We start from the raw sequence: 20,666 nt of genomic DNA on the forward strand, positions 1-20,666 counted from the left end.
TCGGCGGGCCACTGGTGATGCTCGCCCCGTTCGCCATCGGCCACGCCCTGAACAAGCCCACCCCGAGGATGAAGGAGACCCTGCGATGACCGACCGCAAGAGCTTCCGCGCGGTGATGGCTGAGCTGCTGTTGCTCGCCGCCCCGACCGCTATCCGTGTGCACAGCGACGGCAGTTCCATGGCCTTCACGTTCGCCACGGTCGCGGAACTGCGTGCCTGGCTCGACGCCGCCGGCCTGAACACGCCCGACCTGCTGGCCGCCGAGCGTGAGCGCGTCGACCACGAGGGTCGCCCGGTCCGGTCGATGAACGCCTACCCGACGTGGCACGGCTGGGAGATCTACGCCGACGCCGTCGAGCCCGTTGACGTGCCGCCGCTGGACCCGGTGACGGTGACCGCGCTGACCGGTCTGGCGGTGGCCTGATGACCGCGCCCACGATCAACGGCACCCGTTACCCGCAGCCGGTGGAAGACCTGCTGCCGGCCGCCCGCAAGCTCACCCACGAACTCGGTGGTCTGCCGTCGCGGAACCGGTTGATGAAGCGGTTCCGGATCGGGTCGGAGAAGGCCAACGAACTGCTGACCCTGCTGCGTCAGGAACGCGACCAGCAGGCCCGGTCGGACCGGATGCACGCGGCCCTGGTGGTCCGGGGCAGTCTCGCCGACCGTCCGACGCTGTTCCCGGTCGACCCCATCCCGACCGCCGACACCACGGCGGACCCGGCCACGGTCGACCGGACCGAGCAGCCCGCACCGGACCCGACCCTCACCCCGGAGCCCGTTCCGCCGGTGGTGGCTGTCGACTCGGCCGAGCCGTCGGAGCAGGCCAGCACGGTCGAAAGCCCGGTGACGAAGTTCGGTCCCGGCCGGTCCCGGCGGGCGGTGGTGTGGCCCGTGATCCTGCTCGCCCTGCCCGCGTTCGTCGCAATCTGGGGCGGGTGGGTCGGGCTGGGGAAGCTCACCGGGTTCGGGAAGGTGAACCTGCTGCCCGGTATCGGGTCCGGGTGGGTCATCGACACCGCCATCACCCTCCCCATCGGAGTGGAAACGTACGGGGCGTACGCGCTCTACGTGTGGCTGTCCGGACGGGTGCCGGACCGGGCGGCCCGGTTCGCGAAGTGGTCCGCCCTCGGCTCCCTCGCCATCGGCGCACTCGGACAGGTCGCCTACCACCTGCTCATCGCCGCCGGGGTGACGTCCGCCCCGTGGTGGATCACCACCCTCGTGGCCTGCCTGCCCGTGGCGGTGCTCGGCATGGGCGCGGCCCTGGCACACCTGATGCACGCCGACCAGTAGCTACGCCCGGCGGCACAGCACACGGCCTGGAAACCCGCTGTGCCGCCGGCCCTGCACCCACCCCTTGATGAGAGGAGGGCACCTCTGATGGTGCCAGTACCCGACCCGGAGTGGTTCACCACCCGCACCACCGAAGTCCGTAGCGAACTGGTGAGGGTCGACAGCAAGGCATCCACCCTGATGGCCGTCGCCGGAGCAGCCGTCACCGTCGGCGTAGCCGTTCTGGCCCGCGCCGACCTGCCCGGCGCGGCCATGGCCGCCGGGGTGGTCACGGTCGCCCTGGTCGGCACCGCCGTCGCGCTGCTGGCCTGCGCCGTCCGACCGTCCCTCGGCGGCGGTCACGGCCTGGTGCACTACGCCACCGCCGTGCCGGGGGACCTGATGACCGAGGCCACCGCCCCGCCCTTGATCACCACCGCCGAGCAGGCCCGGCATCTGGTGTGGCTGTCCCGCACGGCGGTACGCAAGTACCGGCGGGTCCGCCTGGCCGTGGATCTGCTGGTGGCCGGGCTGGCCGGTACCGCCGTCACGGCCCTGCTCGCCCTCGTCCTGCGCTGACCCTCCGGTTTCCCGGCCGTGCCCACCCGTCCTGACCGGCGGGTGGGTGCGGGGGCCGACCGGCCCACCCACCGTTTGCGCCGGGCGCGGCTACGCCTCGACAACGATCCGCGCCCGGCTCTCCCACGAAGGAGAACCATCAGCATGGCAGGCAACCACGACCAGCGTGGCATCTTCACCGGTGCCGACGCCCTCACCGACAACGTCGCTCTCTCCCAGTGGTTCAACGAGACCCGCCGCGTCCTGCACGCCTCCGCTCTCGAACTCGGCGTCACCGCCTCCGAGTTGGACGCCCGACTCCGTGCCGTGTCCGGCGGGGTGGTCATCGGCGGGCTGACCGCGCGGGCACGGGCGCGGCAGGTCGCCAAGCCCATCACCCACGCCTCCGACGCCCTGGTGGTGGCGTCGCAGTACATCGTGACCGCGTCGACCCGCTTCGAGGCCGTCTACCTCCCCGAACTCGAAGCGGTCGGCCACCGACCGCGCAAGTCCGACTTCCGGTTCACCAACGGCGGGGGTGGGCGATGAAGCGGCCCCGCTCGGCACGCATGCCCCGCAACGGCGGGCTCTCCCCGATGTCCTACAGCGTCGACCTGCGCTCGGCCGCTCTGCCGTACCTGGTCTGCCCGGCCGGGTGTCTGCTGGCGTGGCCTGCCGCCGCCGCGTCGCACCACTGGTGGGGTAGCAACCCGTGGGCCGCCGCCGGCATCACCGCCGCCGGTGGCGGACTGACCGCGCTGACGTGGGCCGCTGGCCGTGCCCGTGGCGTGATCCGCCAGCGGGTGGCGACCCTGCTCACCGCCTCGGGGTCGGTGTGGGCGTTGGGCGCCACCATCGGCGCACCCTGGGAACGGCCCTGGCTCGACCTGTGGGCCGGCGGAACCGTCGTCGCGTCGGTGGCGGTCGGGGTGATGCGGCTGATGGCGAAGGCCAACCCTGACGAGCAGCCCGCACGCACCACCGCCGGTGGCCTGGCTGACGCGGTCGCCGCCTTGAAGGACGCCCGGATCGGCCGGCCGAAGGTCGACGGGGCGAAGGTCAAAGCGTCGATCACCATGCCGCACGGCGAAACCCTGTCGGAGGTCGAGGGGTCGCGTGAGTCGATCGCGTCGGCTCTCGACGTCGCGCCGTCGGCGGTGCGGGTACACCGCGACCCCGACTCCGTCCGTACCGGGCGGATTGAGGTGGTGCCGGTCGACCAGCTCCGCGACACCATCCCGTGGGCCGGACCATCCGCGCCCGGCCGATCGGTCGGGGACGCGCCGCTTCGGTTCGGCATCGCCGAAGACGGAGAGCAGGTCGCGCTGTGGCTCACCGGGCGGCCCGGTGTCCGCCCGGCGACCCACGTCCGTGCGACCGGTATGACCGGGTCGGGCAAGACGGAATGGGCGCTGGTGGTGATGACCGACTACCTGACTCGCGCGGATGGTGCGCTGGTGGTGGTCGACACGGTCAAGCGCGATCAGACTGTCAAGCCGGTCAAGGACGGGCTTGCGCTGCTCATCACGGATGACGAGCACGCGGAAGTGTTCTTTGACGTCCTCGCGGAGAAGGTCATTCCTGCCCGGACGGAAGCTCTGGGCGAAGAGGATCTGACGGAGTGGATGCCGGGTTGCTCGTTGTCGCACCTGATGGTGTGGGTGGAGGAATCCGCCGCGTGGTCCGGTCACCCCGCGCTCGTGCAGGTCGCGGAGCGGGCACGGTCGGCGGGGATCTCCCTGGTGTTGTCGCAGCAGCGGTGGACGCACGACCGGGCACCCACCTCGCTGCGGTCGCAGTTCGCCACGAACGTGTGTTTCGGCATCGACAGCCGCGACGACCCGTCGTTGGCGCTCTCCGGCGAGACCGTCGACGCCGGGGCGTCCCCGGAGACCTGGGGAAGCACCAAACCGGGCTACCTGTACATCGAGTCGCCCGGCATCCCCACCGGCCGGTGGCCGATCCCCTGCCGGTCCGAACTGGCCCAACGGTCGGACCTGGCCGCTGCTGTCACCGGTTGGGCGCAGGTGCGGCAGCCGCTCGACCCGGTCACCGCTCGCGCTCTCGCCCCCGTCATGCCCACCGACATCGTCAAGCCGTCACCCGGCCCCCGCCCCACCACCACCGGTGGTGAGGCAGAGCAGGAGGTCCCCGCCATGGCCGCACGCCCCGGCGTCAACCTCAACGACCCGCCCGACGACGTCGACCCCTCCAAGGAACTCGACACCACCCCCACCCCACGCCGGTTCTCCCTCGCCCTGCCCCAACAGTCCAGCCCGGAGCAGGCCCGCGCGCTGCTGCGGCAGCACATCACCACCCTCGCCGAGCAGGGACATACGGAGGTACGCCCGGCCGACCTGGGTGACGTACTCGCCGCGACCGGATACACCGCCAAGTGGCTCTCCAAGGCCCTCGCCGAACTCACCGCCGGTAACCAGCCGCTGCTGATGGCCGTCAACCGCAACGGCCGGTACCGCATCCTCCGCACCGCCTAACGGCGTCTCCTCGGGGCCGTGGAATCCACGTGGAATCCACACCGATTCCACGGCCCCCCACCTAGACAAACCCGCCGTGGAATCCACGTGGAATCCACGGCCAGCCGACCACACCCACAAGCAGGGAGCACCCATGAACCCCGCCGCCATGGCGCTCATCGCGCTCGCCCTCGGCACCATCCTCGGCATCACCCTCGGTATACCCCTCGGCCGTCGCGTCGAGCGGGTCGCGTGGCACGCCGACGCCGCCGTGGCCCGTGCCCGCGTCACCGGATGGCTCATCCGCGACCTCACCGGACTCGCCCTCACCGCCGCCCTCGTCATGGCGGTGGCCGGGTTCGTGATCTGGGCGCTGATCACCCACCGGCGCTAACCCGCAAAGGCCATGACGACGCGCTTCGCGCACTCACCCCTGAGCGGCCGGTGCCCGCGTGCCGCCGGCCCTCCACCGCCACACCGGGAAGGAGCGTCCCGGCCCCATGAACCTGCTCGACACCCGGTGTTGGCACTGGATCGGCGCACAGCGGCGCTACTGCCACAGCCCGAACGGTGTCCGCCCCTACCTCCAAGGTCCCCGCTGCCCCGACCACACACCGTCGGCCCTCGCAGGTCGACCCGAACCCGACCCCACACCCGTCCACCCGTACGGAAGGAGCCTCATGCCCGACCCGTCACCGCTGCTCGCCGCCGCCCTGGACTACGCCGCCCGTGGGTGGCCGGTGTTCATGCTCGCCCGCTCTAAACGGCCCGTCGCCAACTGCGCATCCTGCACCGACGCCGGCCCGGACCATGACCGGAACGCCTGCCCCTGCCTGACCTGCCACGGCTTCTACGCCGCCACCACCGACCCCGACCGCATCGCCGCGATCGTAAACGCCGTCCCCACCGGGCAACTCGCCCTGCGTACCGGTGCCGCATCCGGCACCGTCGTCGTCGACGTCGACCCCGCCCACGGCGGGCGGGACACCATGAACGACCTGATCGGCCGTGGCCTCTTGCCGCCCACCGCGTACGTGGCAACCGGCTCCGGTGGCCTGCACCTGTACTACCAGCACCCCGGCGACCATGTGCCGTGCAGCCAAGGCAAGCCCGGACAGGGCCTTGGCCCCGGCATCGACGTGAAAGCCGATGGCGGGTACGTGGTGCTCCCACCATCAGTGCACCCGCGTACCGGCCGCCCGTACCGGTGGGCACCGGGTCGGGCTATGGAGGAGATGCCTCCCGCGCTGGTCACGGCCTGCCGACCGGCACCGCCGGCACCGCTGCCGGTCACGCCACACGCCCCGACCAGCACCCGCACGGCGGGGGGCATCTCCTTCCCCGATCGGCTTCTCGCCTCGCACCTGCAAGCGGTCGCCGACGCCCCCGAGGGCAGCCGCCGCACCACCCTCTATGGCGCAGTACGCGGCGTGGCCCGCATGGTCGCCGCCGACGCCATCAGCCGCGACGACGCGATCACCGCCCTCACCACCGCCGGCCGCGCCGCTGAGCAGACCGACCGGGACATCCGCGCCGCCATCCGTGGTGGCTTCCGCGCCGAAGGACTCGCCGCATGAACCCACCGACCAGCACCACCGACCAGCCGAACGACGGCGCGGCGATCCTCGACCAGCTACACGCCTGCCTCACCAAGTACATCATCCTGCCGTCCGCCGAGGCGGTCGACGCGGTGGCGTTGTGGATCGCCGCGACCCACGCGCAAGCCGCGTGGGCACACGCGCCCCGCCTCGTGATCCGAGCACCCGAGAAGCGGTGCGGGAAATCGCGTCTACTCGACGTGGTGGAAGGCACCTGCCACGACCCGCTCATCACGGTCAACGCCTCACCCGCCGCCGTGTACCGGGCCATCGGCACCGGACAGCCGCCCACCCTGCTGGTGGACGAAGCAGACACCCTGTTCGGAGGGAAGAACGCCGACGCCAACGAAGACCTACGCGGCCTGCTCAACGCCGGCCACCAGCGCAACCGACCCGCGATCCGGTGGGACGCCTCAAGCCAGCAGTTGGAGAAGATCCCCACGTTCGCCATGGCCGCGCTCGCCGGTATCGGCGCGATGCCCGACACCATCGAAGACCGCGCCGTCGTCATCCGCATGCGCCGCCGCGCACCCGGTGAAACCGTCGCCCCCTACCGGCACCGCCGCGACGGACCCGCCCTGCGCAAGGTCGCGCAGCAGTTGGCCGGATGGCTCCGCACCCACCTCACCACCCTCGAAGCCGCGGAACCGCCCATGCCCGTAGAGGACCGAGCCGCCGACACCTGGGAACCCCTCGTAGCCGTCGCTGATCTGGCCGGGGGCACCTGGCCGGCACGCGCCCGGCAGGCAGTGACCACGCTCACCGCCGAAGCCGACGACGCCGGCAACGTCTCCCACCGGATACGCCTACTCGCCGACATCCGCACCGCGTTCACCACCCTCGGCAACCCGACCGCCGCACCCACCGCCGACCTACTCGCCGCACTCAACGGCGACCCCGAAGCGCCGTGGGCCGACAGCGGCCCCTCCGGTCTGACCGGCAAGAAACTCGGCGACCTACTACGGGAGTTCGACATCCGATCGGAGACCATCCGCTTCCCGGTAGGACAGGCCAAGGGCTACACCCGCGACGCCTTCACCGACGCCTGGCAGCGCTACTGCCCCGCACCCGAAACCCCTTACACCGGGGTATCCGTACCATCCGTACCAACCTCGTTTCCGCAGGTCATCCCCGGTACGGATACCCCCGCTGGTACGGATCGATCCGTACCACGACGCACCCTCACCACCGCCCCCGGTACGCATTAATCCGTACCGCGATCCAATCCGTACCAGCCCTGAGCAGGCAAAACGAGCTTGGTACGGATGGTACGGATACCCCCCGGCCACCGGGACACCCCGACCGGCCGCCCTCGGAAGTCGACCCGATAGAACGGCCCGCTGAGACGCCGCCAGCTACATCGGTGCATCCCCTTCGCACCCGGACACCCCGGATCATGCCCCTACCGCGCTCTCAGCGGGCCGTTCTGTGCCCCTCTGCGGCGATACCTCCTGAATGGCTTCACAACCCTGCCACCCATCTACCGAAAGGCGCTCACAGTGCGATTGGTGCCGCGCTACGTCCCGCCAGCCGTACCCGCTGCTCCGGAAGGGGAGAACATCATCCGACTCTCGGCGAAGCCGTTCATGTCCACCGAAGAGCTTGCCGAGCTGCTTGACGTCGACCCGTCGACCATCCGGCGGTGGCGCACTGTCCAACCGTTGCAGGGCCCGCCGTTCATCCCAATCTCTGACCGGGTGGTGAAGTACGCGACGGCCGACGTTGAACGGTGGTTGTCCGCGCGTCGGGTCGACCCGAGGGCGGCGTGATGGCAGTTCCCCAGCAACCGCCGATCGGCGTGACGCTCGGCTCCGATGTGGAGTTCCGCGCAGGCCGGGACCGTCCCTACCGGGCGCGCGTCCGGTGGGTCGACCCGACGACCAAGCGGCGCCTGTCCAAGTCCACGACGGTCGCCACAGCCGAGGAAGCGCAAGCGTGGATCGACGGAATGGTCGACGCGGCACAGGGCGGCGTCGACCCGCTCGCCGCAACGAAGCGTCTGACGGAGTACGGCGAGAGCGTGATGCCGCTGGCGCTCCGTGGACTGGAACGGAAGACCCTCGATCCGTACCTGTCCGGGTGGCGAAAGCGGGTGGTGCCGGCCCTCGGGCACATCCCGGTACGGATGATCACCAACGGCGCGGTTGACCGGGCCGTGCACGGCTGGATTGCCGACGAGTGCAGCCGTTCCACAGTCAAGAACAGTCTCGCCGTGCTGGTCCGGGTGATGGAGCAGGCCGTCCGGGACGGCATCATTCCGCGCAATCCCGCACAGGTGACCGGGTGGCAGCGCGAATACCGACGCGCGGAAGACGAGTTGGATGACCCGCGCACGCTCGCCTTGCCTGACTGGGAATCGTTGACCACGCTCGCCGCCGCACTGGTGCAACGGTCCGCGAACGCCTTCCCCGGATGGGGAGACGTGGTCATATTCGCCGCCTGCACAGCCGCCCGAATCGGCGAGGTGTCCGGCGTCCGTGCCGAGGACATCGACCGGAAGACGTGGATGTGGACGGTACGGCGACAGACCACACCCAGCCCTGGCGGCCTGGTGGACAAGGGCACCAAGGGAAAGCGCGCACGTATGGTCCCGCTGATCGAGGAAGTGCGGCCGATCGTGACGCGCCGCCTGGACTCGGTCAGAGAGCCGCACTCTCGACTGTTCACCGGTCCGCGCGGTGGCCGGATCAGCACGGCCGTACTCCGGGACGCGACGCATTGGGATGAGGTGGTGACGAAGCTGGGCTACGAACACCTACGCCGGCACGACCTGCGGCACACCGGCCTGACGTGGATGGCCGACGCCGGGGTGCCGGTGCACGTGCTCCGCAAGATTGCCGGGCACGGTTCGCTGACTACAACGCAGCGGTACCTACACCCCGACCGGCAGACCATCACCGACGCCGGAACGGCGCTCAGCGCGCACTTGAAGGCCCGTCGGTCCCCAGGTGGTCCCCAGCTACGCGCGATCTAGATCAGCAAACCCCTACCGGCGCAGAATGAATTAAAGGCCGTTGACCTGGGCAAATGCTCCGGTCAACGGCCTTTCTGCGTACTGTCGGGACGGCCGGATTCGAACCGACGACCCCTTGACCCCCAGTCAAGTGCGCTACCAAGCTGCGCCACGTCCCGATGCCGCCGTCGGGTCTCCCCTGCGGCAGCCGGTACAGCTTAGCGCAGGATCTTCCCGAGGTACGCACAGGCCCCTCCCGCTGCGGCAGCCGCTGTCACACCCCCTCAAGCGTCCTAGGAGGGTGGGTGGTGACGGAGAAGGAGAACGCCGGGTCGGGAGGTCCCCGGCCCGGCGTTCGGTGTCACTGTGCGGCGTCAGCCGTGCGCCTTGCCCCGGCCGCCCGGGCCGAGCTTCTTGCGCGGGCGTACCGAAATCTCCACCGGGCTGCCCTCGAAGCCGAACTCCTCACGCAGCTTGCGCTCGACGAAGCGCTGGTAGCCGGCGTCCAGCGGCGCGGTGGTGAAGAGCACGAAGCGCGGCGGGCAGGTGCCCGCCTGGGTGGCGAAGAGGATCTTCGGGGCCCGGCCGCCGCGCACCGGGTGCGGGGTGGCCTGGACCAGCGCGGTGAGCCACGAGTTGAGCTGCGCGGTGGGCACCCGGGTCTCCCAGCTCGCCAGGGCCTTGCGCAGCGCCGGGGCGAGCTTGTCGACCGCCCGGCCGGTCATCGCCGAGAGGTTGAGCCGGATCGCCCAGGGAATCCGGCGCAGCTCCCGCTCGATCTCCTTGTCCAGGTAGTACCGGCGGTCGCCGTCGACCAGGTCCCACTTGTTGAAGGCGATGACCAGTGCCCGGCCGGTCTCGGTGACCATCGACAGGATCCGCTGGTCCTGTTCGCTGATCGGCTCGCTGGCGTCGAGCAGTACCACCGCCACCTCAGCCGCCTCGATCGCCGAGGCGGTACGCAGGCTGGCGTAGTACTCGGTGCCGCTGGCCTTCCCGACCCGCTTGCGCAGCCCGGCGGTGTCCACCAGGTGCCAGGTCTCCCCGCCGATGCGCACCAGGCTGTCCACCGGGTCGACGGTGGTGCCGGCGACCGAGTCGACCACCGCCCGCTCCTCACCGGAGAACCGGTTGAGCAGGCTGGACTTGCCGACGTTGGGGCGGCCGACCAGGGCCACCCGACGCGGACCGCGCGGCCGGTCCTCGACGATCTTCGGGGCCTCGGGGAGCGCGTCCATGATGGCGTCGAGGAGTTCACCGGAGCCGCGACCGTGCAACGCCGACACCGCGTGCGGCTCGCCCAGACCGAGTGACCAGAGCGAGGTCGCCTCCACCTCGATGGCCGCGTTGTCGGCCTTGTTCGCCACCAGGATCACCGGTTTGGCGCTGCGCCGCAGCATCCGTACCGCCGCCTCGTCCACGTCGGTCGACCCGACCATCGCGTCCACCACGAAGAGGACCACGTCGGCGGTGGCGACCGCCGTCTCGGCCTGCGCGGCGATGGCCGCCGCCCGGTCCTTCGCGTCCGGCTCCCACCCGCCGGTGTCCACCACGGTGAACTCCCGGCCGGTCCACTGGGCGTCGTACGGCACGCGGTCCCGGGTGACACCGGGGACGTCCTCGACGACCGCCTGCCGCCGCCCGATGATCCGGTTGACCAGCGTCGACTTGCCCACGTTCGGGCGGCCGACCACCGCCACCACGGGCACCGGTCCGGACTGTTCCTCCTCGACGTCGGGCTCGCGTAGCTCGACCCAGCCGTTGTCGTCGCTCATGCCACTCCCCGCTCCGCCAGCAGTTCCTGCAGCCGGGTGACGACCTCGTCGATGCCCAGCTCGGTGGTGTCCAGCACGACCGCGTCCGCCGACTGCTGCAACGGGTCGGTCTTGCGGGTCGAGTCCAGCCGGTCCCGCCGGGCCAGGTCGGCGGCGGTGGCGGACAGTTCGGCGGAGTCCTGTGCACTGCGGCGCTGCGCCCGAGCCGCCTCGGAGGCGGTCAGGTAGACCTTCAGCTCCGCGTCCGGGGCGACGACGGAACCGATGTCGCGTCCCTCCACCACCATCCGGCCGGCGTGGGCGATCATGTCGCGCTGACGGGCCACCAACAGGGTCCGGACCGCAGGTACGGCGGCCACCGCGGAGACCGCTCCGGTCACCTGCGCGCCCCGGATGTCGGTGTCGACGGCGCGGCCGTCCACGGTCACCCCGTACCCCTGGGGGTCGGTGCCGATGCGCAGGTCGATCTCACCGGCGACCTTCGCCACCGCCTCGGCGTCGGCCGGGTCGACCCCGCTGCGCAGCACCGCCCAGGTCACCGCCCGGTACATCGCGCCGGTGTCGAGGTAGCGGGCGTTGATCCCCACGGCCAGCCGTCGGGAGACGGTGGACTTGCCCGAACCGGATGGCCCGTCGACAGCGACCACACATCGCCCGGTCCGTACGTTCTCCGCCACCGCGTGTCCTCCTCAGCCCGTACCCCGCCGACCGTCGTCGTTCCGACGTGCCGCGAGCGGTTACCCATCGTGGTCCATCATGCCTGGCGGTCCGATCCGCCCCCGCCGGCACCGCCGGCGGGCGCGGGTCCGCCTCCCGGGCGACCCGCGGGCCGCCTGGGAGCCTACCGGGACCGCTTTCCCGAACCGCCGGGTCAGTCACCCACGGCGCGGAACAGGGCGGCGACCTCGGCGTTGGTGAGCCGGCGGGTCCGCCCGGCACGGAGGTCACCCAGCCGGATCGGTCCGATCGAGGTACGCACCAGCCGGCTGACCGGGTGCCCGGCTTCGCCCAGCAACCGCCGGACGATGTGTTTGCGCCCCTCGTGCAGGGTCACCTCCACCTGGGCGGTCTTACCCAGGGTGTCCACCACCTTGAAGGAGTCGACCTTCGCCGGGCCGTCCTCCAGCTCCACCCCGGCCATCAGCCGCTTGCCCAGGTTGCGCGGGATCGGCCCGGCGACCTGGCAGAGGTACGTCTTCTGCACCGCGTACGACGGGTGCATGAGCTTGTGCGCGAGGTTGCCGTCGTTGGTGAGCAGCAACAGGCCCTCGCTGTCGGCGTCGAGCCGCCCGACGTGGTAGACCCGCTGCTCGACCCGGTTGCCGAGGAAGTCCGCGAGCGCGGTACGCCCCTTCTCGTCGGCCATCGTGGAGACCACCCCGCGCGGCTTGTTCATCGCCAGGTAGACCAGGCGGGTGTCGACCTGGAGGCGCTCGCCGTCGACGTGGATGACGTCCCGGGTCGGGTCGGCCCGGTCGCCGAGCTGGGCCACCCGGCCGTTGACGGTGACCCGGCGCCGGAAGATCAGGTCCTCGCAGGCCCGTCGGGAGCCCACCCCGGCGGCGGCGAGCACCTTCTGGAGGCGTTCGGCTCCCTCGTAGACGGGCGCGTCGGGGCGGGGGGCGCGGTCATCGCGTGGCATCGGCAAACTCTTCTACGTCGTCGGGGAGGAACGGGGCCAGGGGCGGCAGGTCGGCGACGCTGTTCAGCCCGAGCTTCTCCAGGAACAGGGTGGTGGTCCGGTAGAGGAACGCTCCGGTCTCCGGCTCGGTGCCGCACTCCTCGACCAGGCCGCGGGAGACCAGGGTACGGATCACCCCGTCACAGTTGACACCCCGGATGGCGGAGATCCGGGACCGGGTGACCGGCTGCTTGTAGGCGACCACCGCCAGGGTCTCCAGCGCGGCCTGGGTGAGCCGGACGGTCTGCCCGTCGAGGATGAACCGCTCCACGTGGGCGGCGTACTCCGGTCGGGTGTACAGCCGCCAGCCCCCGGCCGCACGGCGCAACTCGAACCCGTGCCCGGCCTCGGTGTATCCGGCGGCGAGCCGGTCGAGGGCGGCACCGATCCGCTCGGCCGGTTGCTCGAGCACCTGGGCGAGGGTCAACTCGCTGACCGGCTCGTCGACGACCAGCAGGATCGCCTCCAGCGCCCCGCGCAGTTCCCCCTCCTCCATCGGGGTCGCCGCCCCGGCGCTCTCCCGCGCCGTACCGGCCGCCCGCCGTCCACCCCTGGTCGGGTTCGGGGCGGCGGCCGGCCCCTCCGGGGACCGTTTCCCACCGCGATCCGCCGGCTCCGCCAGGACGGGCGGAGCGGACGAGGTGGGCGGGGCGGGCTGCTCGGTGGGGACCGACGGTGCCGGTGGCGGGGTGGGCGGAGCGGCCTCGGCGTCAGCCTCGGCGGCGTCGTCCCGGACGGGAGCCGGGACGGGGGTCGCTTCCGGGGTGGAGGTGGGGGTGGGGGTGGGGCGACGTTCCCACGGGGGGATCCACGCGGCGGCCTGGTCGGCGAGGGATTCGCTGCGTTCCTCGTTGCTCATCCCGCCTCACTCCTCCGTCGTCGTCCCGGCACCGGCCGCCTGCCCACCGGCGCCGATCGGCCCGGCACCGCCGGCCGGCACCGCACCGCCGGCCACTGCGGCCGCGTCGACCGGTGCGGCGGCGTCGACCGGGGAGGGTGCGCCGGCGTACTCGTCGATCTGGAGGTCGGTGTCGCCGTCGGCCGGGCCGGTCCAGCGTACGGTCAGCTCCCCGAGCGCCTGCTCCTGGGTGAAGGCGACCAGCCCCTCCCGGTACAGCTCCAGCAGGGCCAGGAACCGGGCCACCACCTCCAGGGTGGCCTCGCAGTCGGCGCAGAGCAGGGAGAAGGTGGCGGTGCCGGCGCGACGCAGCCGCCCGGCCAGGATCTGCGCGTGTTCGCGGACGCTGACCCGGACCGTGTGCACGTGGTCGATGGAGACCACGGGGACCGGTCTCGGGGTCATCGCCCGCACCGCGAGTTTGAGCAGCCGCTCCGGGCCGATGCCGAGCACCAGGTCCGGCAGGGCCTGGGCGTAGCGGGGTTCCAGGCTGACCGCGCGGGGATAGCGTCGGCCACCCTCGGCCTCCAACACGGCGATGTGCGCCGCCGCCTCCTTGAACGCCTTGTACTGCAACAGCCGGGCGAAGAGCAGGTCCCGGGCCTCCAGCAGGGCAAGGTCCTCCTCGTTCTCGACCTCGGCGGAGGGCAGCAGCCGGGCGGCCTTCAGGTCGAGCAGGGTGGCGGCGATCAGCAGGAACTCGCTGGCCTCGTCGAGGTCCCACTCGTCGCCCATCGCCCGGATGTACGCGATGAACTCGTCGGTGACCTGGTGCAGAGCCACCTCGGTCACGTCGAGCTTGTGCTTGCCGATCAGTTGCAGCAGCAGGTCGAACGGGCCGGTGAAGTTGGCCAGCCGCACCGTGAAGCCGTTGGTCTCCTCCGGCTCGCCACCGGGCGTGGGCTCGACGGACGCCGCCGGACCGGCCGGTGCGGAGGCGACGGGGTCGAGCGGTGGTGCGGTCACCGGACGACCGTAGTCCACGCCCCGGACGCCCCGACTACCGCTCCGCCTGTGCGGCGATCACCTCGCGGGCGAGCTGACGGTAGTTGCGCGCACCGGACGAGGCCGGGTCGAGGGTGGTGATGGGGGCCCCGGCCACCGTCGACTCGGGGAACTTGACCGTCTTGGTTATCACGGTCTGGTAGACCTTGTCGCCGAACGCCTCGACGACCCGCTGGAGCACCTGCCGGCAGTGGGTGGTGCGGCTGTCGTACATGGTGGCGAGGATGCCCTCGAGTTCGAGGTCGAAGTTGAGCCGCTCACGCACCTTGTCGATGGTGTCCAGCAGCAGCGCCACACCCCGGAGGCTGAAGAACTCGCACTCCAGCGGGATCAGCACGCCGTGCGCGACGGTCAACGCGTTGATGGCGAGCAGACCGAGCGAGGGCTGGCAGTCGATGAGGATGTAGTCGTACTCCTTGCGGATGCTGCGCAGCACCCGCGCGAGCGCCATCTCCCGGGCGACCTCGTTGACGAGCTGGATCTCGGCGGCGGAGAGGTCGATGTTGGCCGGCAGCAGGTGCAGCCCGGCGACGTCCGTCTTGATCAGGACGTCCTCGGCGGTGACGTCGTCCTGCATGAGCAGGTTGTAGACGGACAGGTCGAGGTTGTGCGGGTTGACGCCCAGCCCCACCGAGAGCGCGCCCTGCGGGTCGAAGTCGACCAGCAGCACCTTGCGGCCGTACTCGGCCAGGGCCGCGCCGAGGTTGATGGTGGTGGTGGTCTTCCCGACGCCGCCCTTCTGGTTGGCCATCGCGATGATCCGGGCCGGACCGTGCCGGTCGGTGGGCATCGGCTCGGGGATGGGTTTGCGCATGGTGTACGCGGCCGGGTCCGCCGGTCCGAGGTCCGCACCGAGTGTGGCCTGCTGCTCACGGAGCTCAGACGTCCACGTCTCGGCACGGTCGCCGTTGCCAGCCATGTCCTGTTGCCCCCCTCCCGACGACCACCCGGCGTCGGAGCCCTCCGACGTCCTTCTGCGGTGCCGATGCGCACCCCGGTTGTCGCCCCAGGAGGTCCGCGCCGATGCCGACTGTACGCCACGTTCGAGCAGGCCGGTCGGCACCGGGTCGGCGTGTCGGGCCCGCCGACGGTCGCCACCGGCCCCGGGTGGGCCGGGGTGACGATCGACACACCGGCCGCTCCCCGAACGCCGGCCACGGGCGTCACCGCCGGGTCCCCACGGTCCCGCCGGAGGGACCCACGGCTCGCCCCGGCCGGTGCCGCTCAGCCGCGTGCCCTCGGGTGAGCGGTGGCGTAGACCTCGCGCAGCCGTTCCACGGTGACCAACGTGTAGACCTGGGTGGTGGTGACCGAGGCGTGGCCGAGAAGTTCCTGCACCACCCGGACGTCCGCCCCGCCGTCGAGCAGGTGGGTGGCGTAGGAGTGCCGCAGGGTGTGCGGGGAGACCGCGTTCGGTCCGTCCACCGGCAGCCCGGCCCGCTCGGCGGTACGCCGCAGGATGGTCCACGCGCCCTGCCGGGACAGCGCGCCGCCCCGGGCGTTGACGAAGACCGCCGGGGTGCCCCGGCCCGCCGCGACCAGACCGGGGCGGGCCCGGACCAGGTAGGCCCGGAGCGCCTCGGTGGCGTACCCGCCGATCGGCACGAGCCGGGACCGGCCGCCCTTGCCGCGCAGCAGCGCGGTCCCCTCCGCCGGGTCCAGGTCGTCGACGGCCGCGCCGACGGCTTCGGAGATCCGCGCGCCGGTGCCGTACAGGAACTCCAGCAGCGCCCGGTCCCGCAGGGCCAGCGGCGCGCCCTCGCCGGCCGCCCGGACCGACCCGGCCGTCTCCAGCAGCCGGACCACGTCGTCGACGGGCAGGGCCCGGGGCAGCCGGCGTGGCGGGGTGGGCGGCCGGACGTCCCGGCTGGCGTCCGCGCCGACCAGCCCTTCGCGCAACGCGAAGCGGTGCAGGCCGCGCACCGCGCTCGCCGCGCGGGCGGCCGAGGAGACGGCCAGCGGCGGGTGCCCGTCCCCGCCCGCCCGCAACGCGGCCAGGTGCGCCTCGACCTGCGCCGGCCCGACCGAGGCGAGGTCGGTCACCCCGGCCACGGCCAGCGTGACCAGGTAACGGTCCAGGTCCCGCCGGTACGAGGCAAGGGTGTTCGCCGACAGCCCCCGCTCGACGGTCAGGTGGTCGAGGTACCCGCGCACGGCTCGGCGCAGCGCCGGGGCGGGCGCCGGGCCGCCCGCGTCCACGACCGCCGCCGGGCCGTCCGGTGACCCGCTCAGCCGAGGACCTCCGCCAGCGGCAGGGTGGTCATGCCGTGCGCCTCGGCGACCGGGCCGTAGGTGACCTGCCCGGCGTGGGTGTTCAGGCCGAGGGCGAGGGCAGGGTCGCGGCGCAGCGCCTCCCGCCAGCCGTGGTTGGCCAGCTCAAGGGCGTACGGCAGGGTCACGTTGGTCAGCGCGTACGTGCTGGTGTGCGGGACCGCGCCGGGCATGTTCGCCACGCAGTAGAAGATCGAGTCGTGCACCCGGTAGGTCGGCTCGGCGTGCGTGGTCGGCCGGGAGTCCTCGAAGCAGCCGCCCTGGTCGATGGAGATGTCCACCAGCACGCTGCCCGGCTTCATCCGGGAGACCAGCTCGTTGGAGATGAGCGTCGGGGCCTTCGCGCCGGGCACCAGCACCGCGCCGATGACCAGGTCCGCGTCGAGCACGGCCCGCTCGATCTCGTACGCGTTGGAGGCCACCGTCTGCAGGTGACCCCGGTAGATGGCGTCGGCCTGGCGCAGCCGCCCGACGTTCTTGTCGAGCAGCAGCACCTCGGCCTGGAGGCCGAGGGCGATGGCGGCGGCGTTCATGCCGGACACGCCCGCGCCGATCACCACGGTCTTGGCCGCGTACACGCCGGAGACGCCGCCCATCAGGATGCCGCGCCCGCCGCCCTGCCGCTGGAGGTGGTAGGCCCCCACCTGCGGGGCCAGCCGGCCGGCAACCTCGGACATCGGAGCGAGCAGCGGCAGCGACCGGTCGGGCAGTTCGACCGTCTCGTACGCGATGCCGGTGACCTTCCGGTCGATCAGCGCGTCGGTGCACTCCTTGGAGGCGGCCAGGTGCAGGTAGGTGAAGAGCACCTGCCCCTCGCGCATGCGGTGGTACTCCTCGGCGATCGGCTCCTTGACCTTGAGCACGAGGTCCGCGCTGTCCCACACCTCGTCGGCGGTGGACAGGATCTTCGCTCCGGCGGCGGCGAACTCCTCGTCGCCGATGCTGGAGCCGACTCCGGCGCCGGACTCGACGAGAACCTGGTGGCCACTGCGGGTGAACTCGTTCACGCCCGCCGGCGTGATCGCCACGCGGTACTCGTGGTTCTTGACCTCGCGCGGGATTCCGACCTTCACGACGACACCTCTCCTCGGGGCCGCACCGCCCCGACCAGCTCGGTGCGCGACGGCTCCGTTGCCGACGCGGCCCACCGCTCCTGCCGGCCGCAGTCTAGGGCCGCCGGTCCGGGGTGGAGAGCCAACAGAGTGACACCCCGTACGTGGCTCTCCTGACGATGTGTCAGGCATACCCTGGCCGACAACGTGAGTCGGCCTCGGCCGTTGGGTCAGTGTTCGCCCATTATCGTCCGATCGGCCCCCTGCCGCTGCGGACAGCGGGAATGTCGATCACTAGGGTGTCGCCTCATGACCTACCCTCCTCCGTACCAGTACCCCGGTGGCGTCTCCGACAAGAGCAAGGTCGTCGCCGGCGTTCTTCAGATCGTGCTCGGCGGCTTCGGCGTCGGCCGGTTCTACATGGGGGACACCAAGACCGGTGTCCTCCAGCTCGTCGTGACCCTGGTGACCTGCGGCATCGGCAGCCTCTGGGGCTTCGTCGACGGCATCCTGATCCTGATGAACGGTGGCGTCGACGGCCAGGGCCGGCCACTGCGCGACTGACCACGCCGACAGCAAGGGGCCGTGCGGTACGCCGCACGGCCCCTGCCGTCAGTGGGTGGCGTTCCGCGCCACGCGCGGTGCGGCTCAGCCGGGCAGCGGCGAGTCCGCCGGGCGCAGCGGTGCCCAGCCGGCGTCCCGGGCCCGGGCGGCGGCGAGCAGGCCCGCCACGCAGGAGGCGTTGGTGATCTCCCCGGCCAGCACCCGGCCCACCGCCTCGTCCAGGCCGAGCCGGACGACCTGCATGTCCGCCTCCTCGTCGTGCCGCTCGTGCCGTCGACCGACCGGCACCTCGACGAGATCCCGGGCGAGGAAGATCCGCACCCGCTCGTCGGAGAACCCGGGTGAGCTGTGCAGGTCGACCAGGAGGTCGACCCGACCGGCGGTCAGGTCGGCCTCCTCGGCCAGCTCGCGCAGTGCCGCCGCGGCGAGGTCCTCACCGTCGACGTCCATCAGCCCGGCCGGCAGCTCCCACAGGTACGCGCCGACCGGGTGCCGGTACTGGCGGACCAGCACCACCCGGCCGGCCTCGTCCAGGGCCACCACGGCGACCGCGCCGACGTGGCGCACCACGTCGCGACTGGCGGTGCCGCCGCCCGGCATGGCCACCTCGTCGGTGACCACCCGGAACACCCGGCCGGTGTACCGCTCGGTCCGGTTCCTCAGCTCGTAGTGGTGCCCGCTCACGACGTGGCGGCGGCGGTCGACGCGGCGTCGTCCCGGGGCGCCTTCTCCTCCACCGGGCCCGGCCGGCGACGCGCGTTGCCGTCCATCTCCACCGGAAGCTGGCCGGCCTCGGAGTAGGTGACCGCGGCGCGGACGAACGCGGCGAACAGCGGATGCGACCGGGTCGGCCGGCTCTTCAGCTCCGGGTGCGCCTGGGTGGCCACGAAGAACGGGTGCAGCGCGCGGTCGAGTTCCACGAACTCGACCAGCCGGCCGTCCGGCGAGGTGCCGGAGATGTGCAGCCCGGCCTTGGTCAACGCGTCCCGGTAGGCGTTGTTCACCTCGTACCGGTGCCGGTGCCGCTCACTGACCTCGGTGCTGCCGTACGCCTCGGCAACGATGGAGCCCTCGGCCAGTTTCGCCGGGTACGCCCCGAGCCGCATCGTGCCGCCCAGGTCACCCCGGCCGGCCACGATGTCCTCCTGGTCGGCCATGGTGGCGATCACCGGGTGGGTGGCCTCCTCGTCGAACTCCAGCGAGTTCGCCCCGTCCAGGTCGCCCAGGTGGCGGGCCACCTCGATGGCCATGCACTGCAGGCCCAGGCAGAGGCCGAGCAGCGGGATGCCGTTCTCCCGGGCGTACCGGGCGGTGCCGATCTTGCCCTCGATGCCCCGGACACCGAACCCGCCGGGGATGACGATGCCGTCCACGCCGGCCAGGGCCGCCGCCGCGCCGGTCGGGGTGACGCAGTCGTCGCTGGGCACCCAGCGCAGCTGCACCCGGGCCCGGTGGTGGAACCCGGCCGCCCGGATCGCCTCGCTGACCGACAGGTACGCGTCGGGCAGGTCGACGTACTTGCCGACCACCGCGACGGTGACCGTGTGCCGGGGGTGGTGCACCCGGTCCAGCAGGTCGTCCCAGCTCGTCCAGTCCACGTCCCGGAAGGAGAGCCCGAGCCGGCGCACCACGTACGCGTCGAGGCCCTCCCGGTGCAGCACCTTGGGGATGTCGTAGATGCTCGGCGCGTCCGGGGCCGCGGTGACCGCCTCCCGGTCGACGTCGCAGTAGAGCGACAGCTTGTGCTTGAGCTTGTCCGGGATGTCCCGGTCGGAGCGGCAGACCAGCGCGTCCGGCTGGATACCGATGTTGCGCAGCTGCGCCACCGAGTGCTGGGTCGGCTTGGTCTTCAGCTCCCCGGACGGGGCCAGGTACGGCACCAGGGAGACGTGCAGGTAGAAGCAGTTGTCCCGGCCGAGGTCGTGCCGGACCTGCCGGATCGCCTCCAGGAACGGCAGCGACTCGATGTCGCCGACCGTGCCGCCGACCTCGGTGATCACCACGTCCGGCACGTTGCCGTCGGTGTCCGGGTCGGCCATCGCCAGGATGCGCGACTTGATCTCGTTGGTGATGTGCGGGATCACCTGGACGGTGTCGCCGAGATACTCGCCGCGCCGCTCCTTGGCGATCACGTCCGAGTAGATCTGGCCGGTGGTGACGTTGGCCTTGCCGGAGAGGTCCTGGTCGAGGAAGCGCTCGTAGTGGCCGACGTCCAGGTCGGTCTCGGCGCCGTCCTCGGTGACGAACACCTCACCGTGCTGGAAGGGGTTCATCGTCCCGGGGTCGACGTTGAGGTACGGGTCGAGCTTCTGCATTACCACCCGTAGTCCCCGGGCGGTGAGCAGGTTGCCGAGGCTGGAGGCGGTGAGCCCTTTACCCAGCGAGGAGGCGACGCCCCCGGTGACGAAGATGTGCCTGGTCGTCCGTGCTGATGGGGCCAAGGCCTGCTCCCGTGTCGTCCGTTGCGGTCGTGCAGACCGCCGTGCCGATCAGCCAAGTGATCACGCGATCCACGGGATTCCACGGTAACACCTCACCCGGGCGGGTCACGGAGCGCACCCG

21 protein-coding genes and 1 tRNA gene are annotated in these 20,666 nt (G+C 71.7%); 11 read left to right on the forward strand and 11 right to left on the reverse strand.

Translation table 11 applies throughout. The features are described 5' to 3' along the window. The first annotated feature begins 85 nt into the window (after nt 1-85). The 10 genes from ACIBJE_RS24935 (at nt 86) to ACIBJE_RS24980 (ending at nt 8,879) form a co-directional block, all read left to right on the forward strand. Entirely contained in the window at nt 86-424 is a 339-nt protein-coding gene (locus ACIBJE_RS24935) for a hypothetical protein (RefSeq protein ID WP_396752270.1), read from the forward strand. Next, nucleotides 424-1,296 carry an ABC transporter permease gene (locus ACIBJE_RS24940; RefSeq protein WP_396752272.1) on the forward strand — a complete coding sequence of 291 codons (873 nt, stop codon included), beginning with the start codon at nt 424-426 and terminating at the stop codon, nt 1,294-1,296. Before ACIBJE_RS24935 ends, ACIBJE_RS24940 begins: the two co-directional genes overlap by 1 nt. Before the next feature lie 87 nt (nt 1,297-1,383). Next, nucleotides 1,384-1,854 (forward strand): Pycsar system effector family protein, encoded by a 471-nt coding sequence (locus ACIBJE_RS24945; protein WP_396752275.1) that lies wholly within the window; start codon nt 1,384-1,386, stop codon nt 1,852-1,854. A gap of 144 nt (nt 1,855-1,998) precedes the next feature. After that, the gene (locus tag ACIBJE_RS24950; RefSeq protein WP_396741887.1) at nt 1,999-2,382 is read left to right on the forward strand and encodes a hypothetical protein; all 384 of its coding nucleotides are present in this window, start codon (nt 1,999-2,001) and stop codon (nt 2,380-2,382) included. Further along, nucleotides 2,379-4,328: a conjugal transfer protein TraB gene (locus ACIBJE_RS24955; protein ID WP_396752277.1), complete on the forward strand. Its 1,950-nt coding sequence runs from the start codon at nt 2,379-2,381 to the stop codon at nt 4,326-4,328. The genes ACIBJE_RS24950 and ACIBJE_RS24955 overlap by 4 nt, the downstream gene beginning before the upstream one ends. Nucleotides 4,329-4,461: 133 nt before the next feature. Further along, nucleotides 4,462-4,701 carry a hypothetical protein gene (locus ACIBJE_RS24960; protein ID WP_396752279.1) on the forward strand — a complete coding sequence of 80 codons (240 nt, stop codon included), beginning with the start codon at nt 4,462-4,464 and terminating at the stop codon, nt 4,699-4,701. Between the two features lie 286 nt (nt 4,702-4,987). Next, nucleotides 4,988-5,884 carry a bifunctional DNA primase/polymerase gene (locus ACIBJE_RS24965; protein WP_396752282.1) on the forward strand — a complete coding sequence of 299 codons (897 nt, stop codon included), beginning with the start codon at nt 4,988-4,990 and terminating at the stop codon, nt 5,882-5,884. Continuing rightward, entirely contained in the window at nt 5,881-7,113 is a 1,233-nt protein-coding gene (locus ACIBJE_RS24970; RefSeq protein WP_396752284.1) for a DUF3631 domain-containing protein, read from the forward strand. The genes ACIBJE_RS24965 and ACIBJE_RS24970 overlap by 4 nt, the downstream gene beginning before the upstream one ends. Nucleotides 7,114-7,491: 378 nt before the next feature. Further along, complete coding sequence (locus ACIBJE_RS24975) at nt 7,492-7,674, forward strand: helix-turn-helix transcriptional regulator (RefSeq protein WP_396752346.1); 183 nt, start codon at nt 7,492-7,494, stop codon at nt 7,672-7,674. After that, the gene (locus ACIBJE_RS24980) at nt 7,674-8,879 is read left to right on the forward strand and encodes a tyrosine-type recombinase/integrase (protein ID WP_396752348.1); all 1,206 of its coding nucleotides are present in this window, start codon (nt 7,674-7,676) and stop codon (nt 8,877-8,879) included. The genes ACIBJE_RS24975 and ACIBJE_RS24980 overlap by 1 nt, the downstream gene beginning before the upstream one ends. 84 nt (nt 8,880-8,963) lie before the next feature. On the opposite strand, the gene ACIBJE_RS24985 is transcribed toward ACIBJE_RS24980, so the two are convergent. From ACIBJE_RS24985 to ald, 9 genes are all read right to left on the reverse strand, one after another. Further along, nucleotides 8,964-9,037, reverse strand: a tRNA-Pro gene (locus ACIBJE_RS24985). A 195-nt stretch (nt 9,038-9,232) separates the two neighbouring features. Next, complete coding sequence (der, locus tag ACIBJE_RS24990; RefSeq protein ID WP_396752286.1) at nt 9,233-10,633, reverse strand: ribosome biogenesis GTPase Der; 1,401 nt, start codon at nt 10,631-10,633, stop codon at nt 9,233-9,235. Beyond that, nucleotides 10,630-11,310, reverse strand: coding sequence for a (d)CMP kinase (gene cmk, locus ACIBJE_RS24995; protein ID WP_396752288.1), 681 nt, complete (start codon nt 11,308-11,310; stop codon nt 10,630-10,632). The genes der and cmk overlap by 4 nt, the downstream gene beginning before the upstream one ends. A 194-nt stretch (nt 11,311-11,504) precedes the next feature. Next, nucleotides 11,505-12,275 (reverse strand): pseudouridine synthase, encoded by a 771-nt coding sequence (locus tag ACIBJE_RS25000; RefSeq protein WP_396752290.1) that lies wholly within the window; start codon nt 12,273-12,275, stop codon nt 11,505-11,507. After that, on the reverse strand, nt 12,262-13,173 hold the full coding sequence (gene scpB / locus ACIBJE_RS25005; RefSeq protein ID WP_396752293.1) for an SMC-Scp complex subunit ScpB: 912 nt from the start codon (nt 13,171-13,173) through the stop codon (nt 12,262-12,264). The genes ACIBJE_RS25000 and scpB overlap by 14 nt, the downstream gene beginning before the upstream one ends. A 6-nt stretch (nt 13,174-13,179) precedes the next feature. Continuing rightward, a complete protein-coding gene (locus ACIBJE_RS25010; protein WP_396752295.1) occupies nt 13,180-14,178 on the reverse strand; it encodes a segregation and condensation protein A in 999 nt (332 codons plus the stop codon). A gap of 34 nt (nt 14,179-14,212) precedes the next feature. After that, nucleotides 14,213-15,136, reverse strand: a complete 924-nt coding sequence (locus tag ACIBJE_RS25015) for a ParA family protein (protein ID WP_036375269.1) — start codon at nt 15,134-15,136, stop codon at nt 14,213-14,215. Nucleotides 15,137-15,441: 305 nt separating this feature from the next. Beyond that, nucleotides 15,442-16,416 carry a site-specific tyrosine recombinase XerD gene (locus ACIBJE_RS25020; RefSeq protein WP_396752298.1) on the reverse strand — a complete coding sequence of 325 codons (975 nt, stop codon included), beginning with the start codon at nt 16,414-16,416 and terminating at the stop codon, nt 15,442-15,444. A 29-nt stretch (nt 16,417-16,445) separates the two neighbouring features. Further along, nucleotides 16,446-17,561 carry an alanine dehydrogenase gene (gene ald / locus ACIBJE_RS25025; RefSeq protein WP_396752301.1) on the reverse strand — a complete coding sequence of 372 codons (1,116 nt, stop codon included), beginning with the start codon at nt 17,559-17,561 and terminating at the stop codon, nt 16,446-16,448. A gap of 204 nt (nt 17,562-17,765) precedes the next feature. On the opposite strand from ald, the gene ACIBJE_RS25030 reads away from it, so the two are divergent. Beyond that, nucleotides 17,766-18,104, forward strand: a complete 339-nt coding sequence (locus ACIBJE_RS25030) for a TM2 domain-containing protein (RefSeq protein WP_396752350.1) — start codon at nt 17,766-17,768, stop codon at nt 18,102-18,104. A gap of 84 nt (nt 18,105-18,188) precedes the next feature. On the opposite strand, the gene ACIBJE_RS25035 is transcribed toward ACIBJE_RS25030, so the two are convergent. Then, nucleotides 18,189-18,788 carry an NUDIX domain-containing protein gene (locus ACIBJE_RS25035; RefSeq protein ID WP_396752303.1) on the reverse strand — a complete coding sequence of 200 codons (600 nt, stop codon included), beginning with the start codon at nt 18,786-18,788 and terminating at the stop codon, nt 18,189-18,191. Then, entirely contained in the window at nt 18,785-20,545 is a 1,761-nt protein-coding gene (locus ACIBJE_RS25040; protein WP_396752306.1) for a CTP synthase, read from the reverse strand. Before ACIBJE_RS25040 ends, ACIBJE_RS25035 begins: the two co-directional genes overlap by 4 nt. Between the last annotated feature and the right edge of the window lie 121 nt (nt 20,546-20,666).

It is taken from the genome of Micromonospora sp. NPDC050187 (genome assembly GCF_044459745.1).
Classification (GTDB): Bacteria; Actinomycetota; Actinomycetes; order Mycobacteriales; family Micromonosporaceae; genus Micromonospora.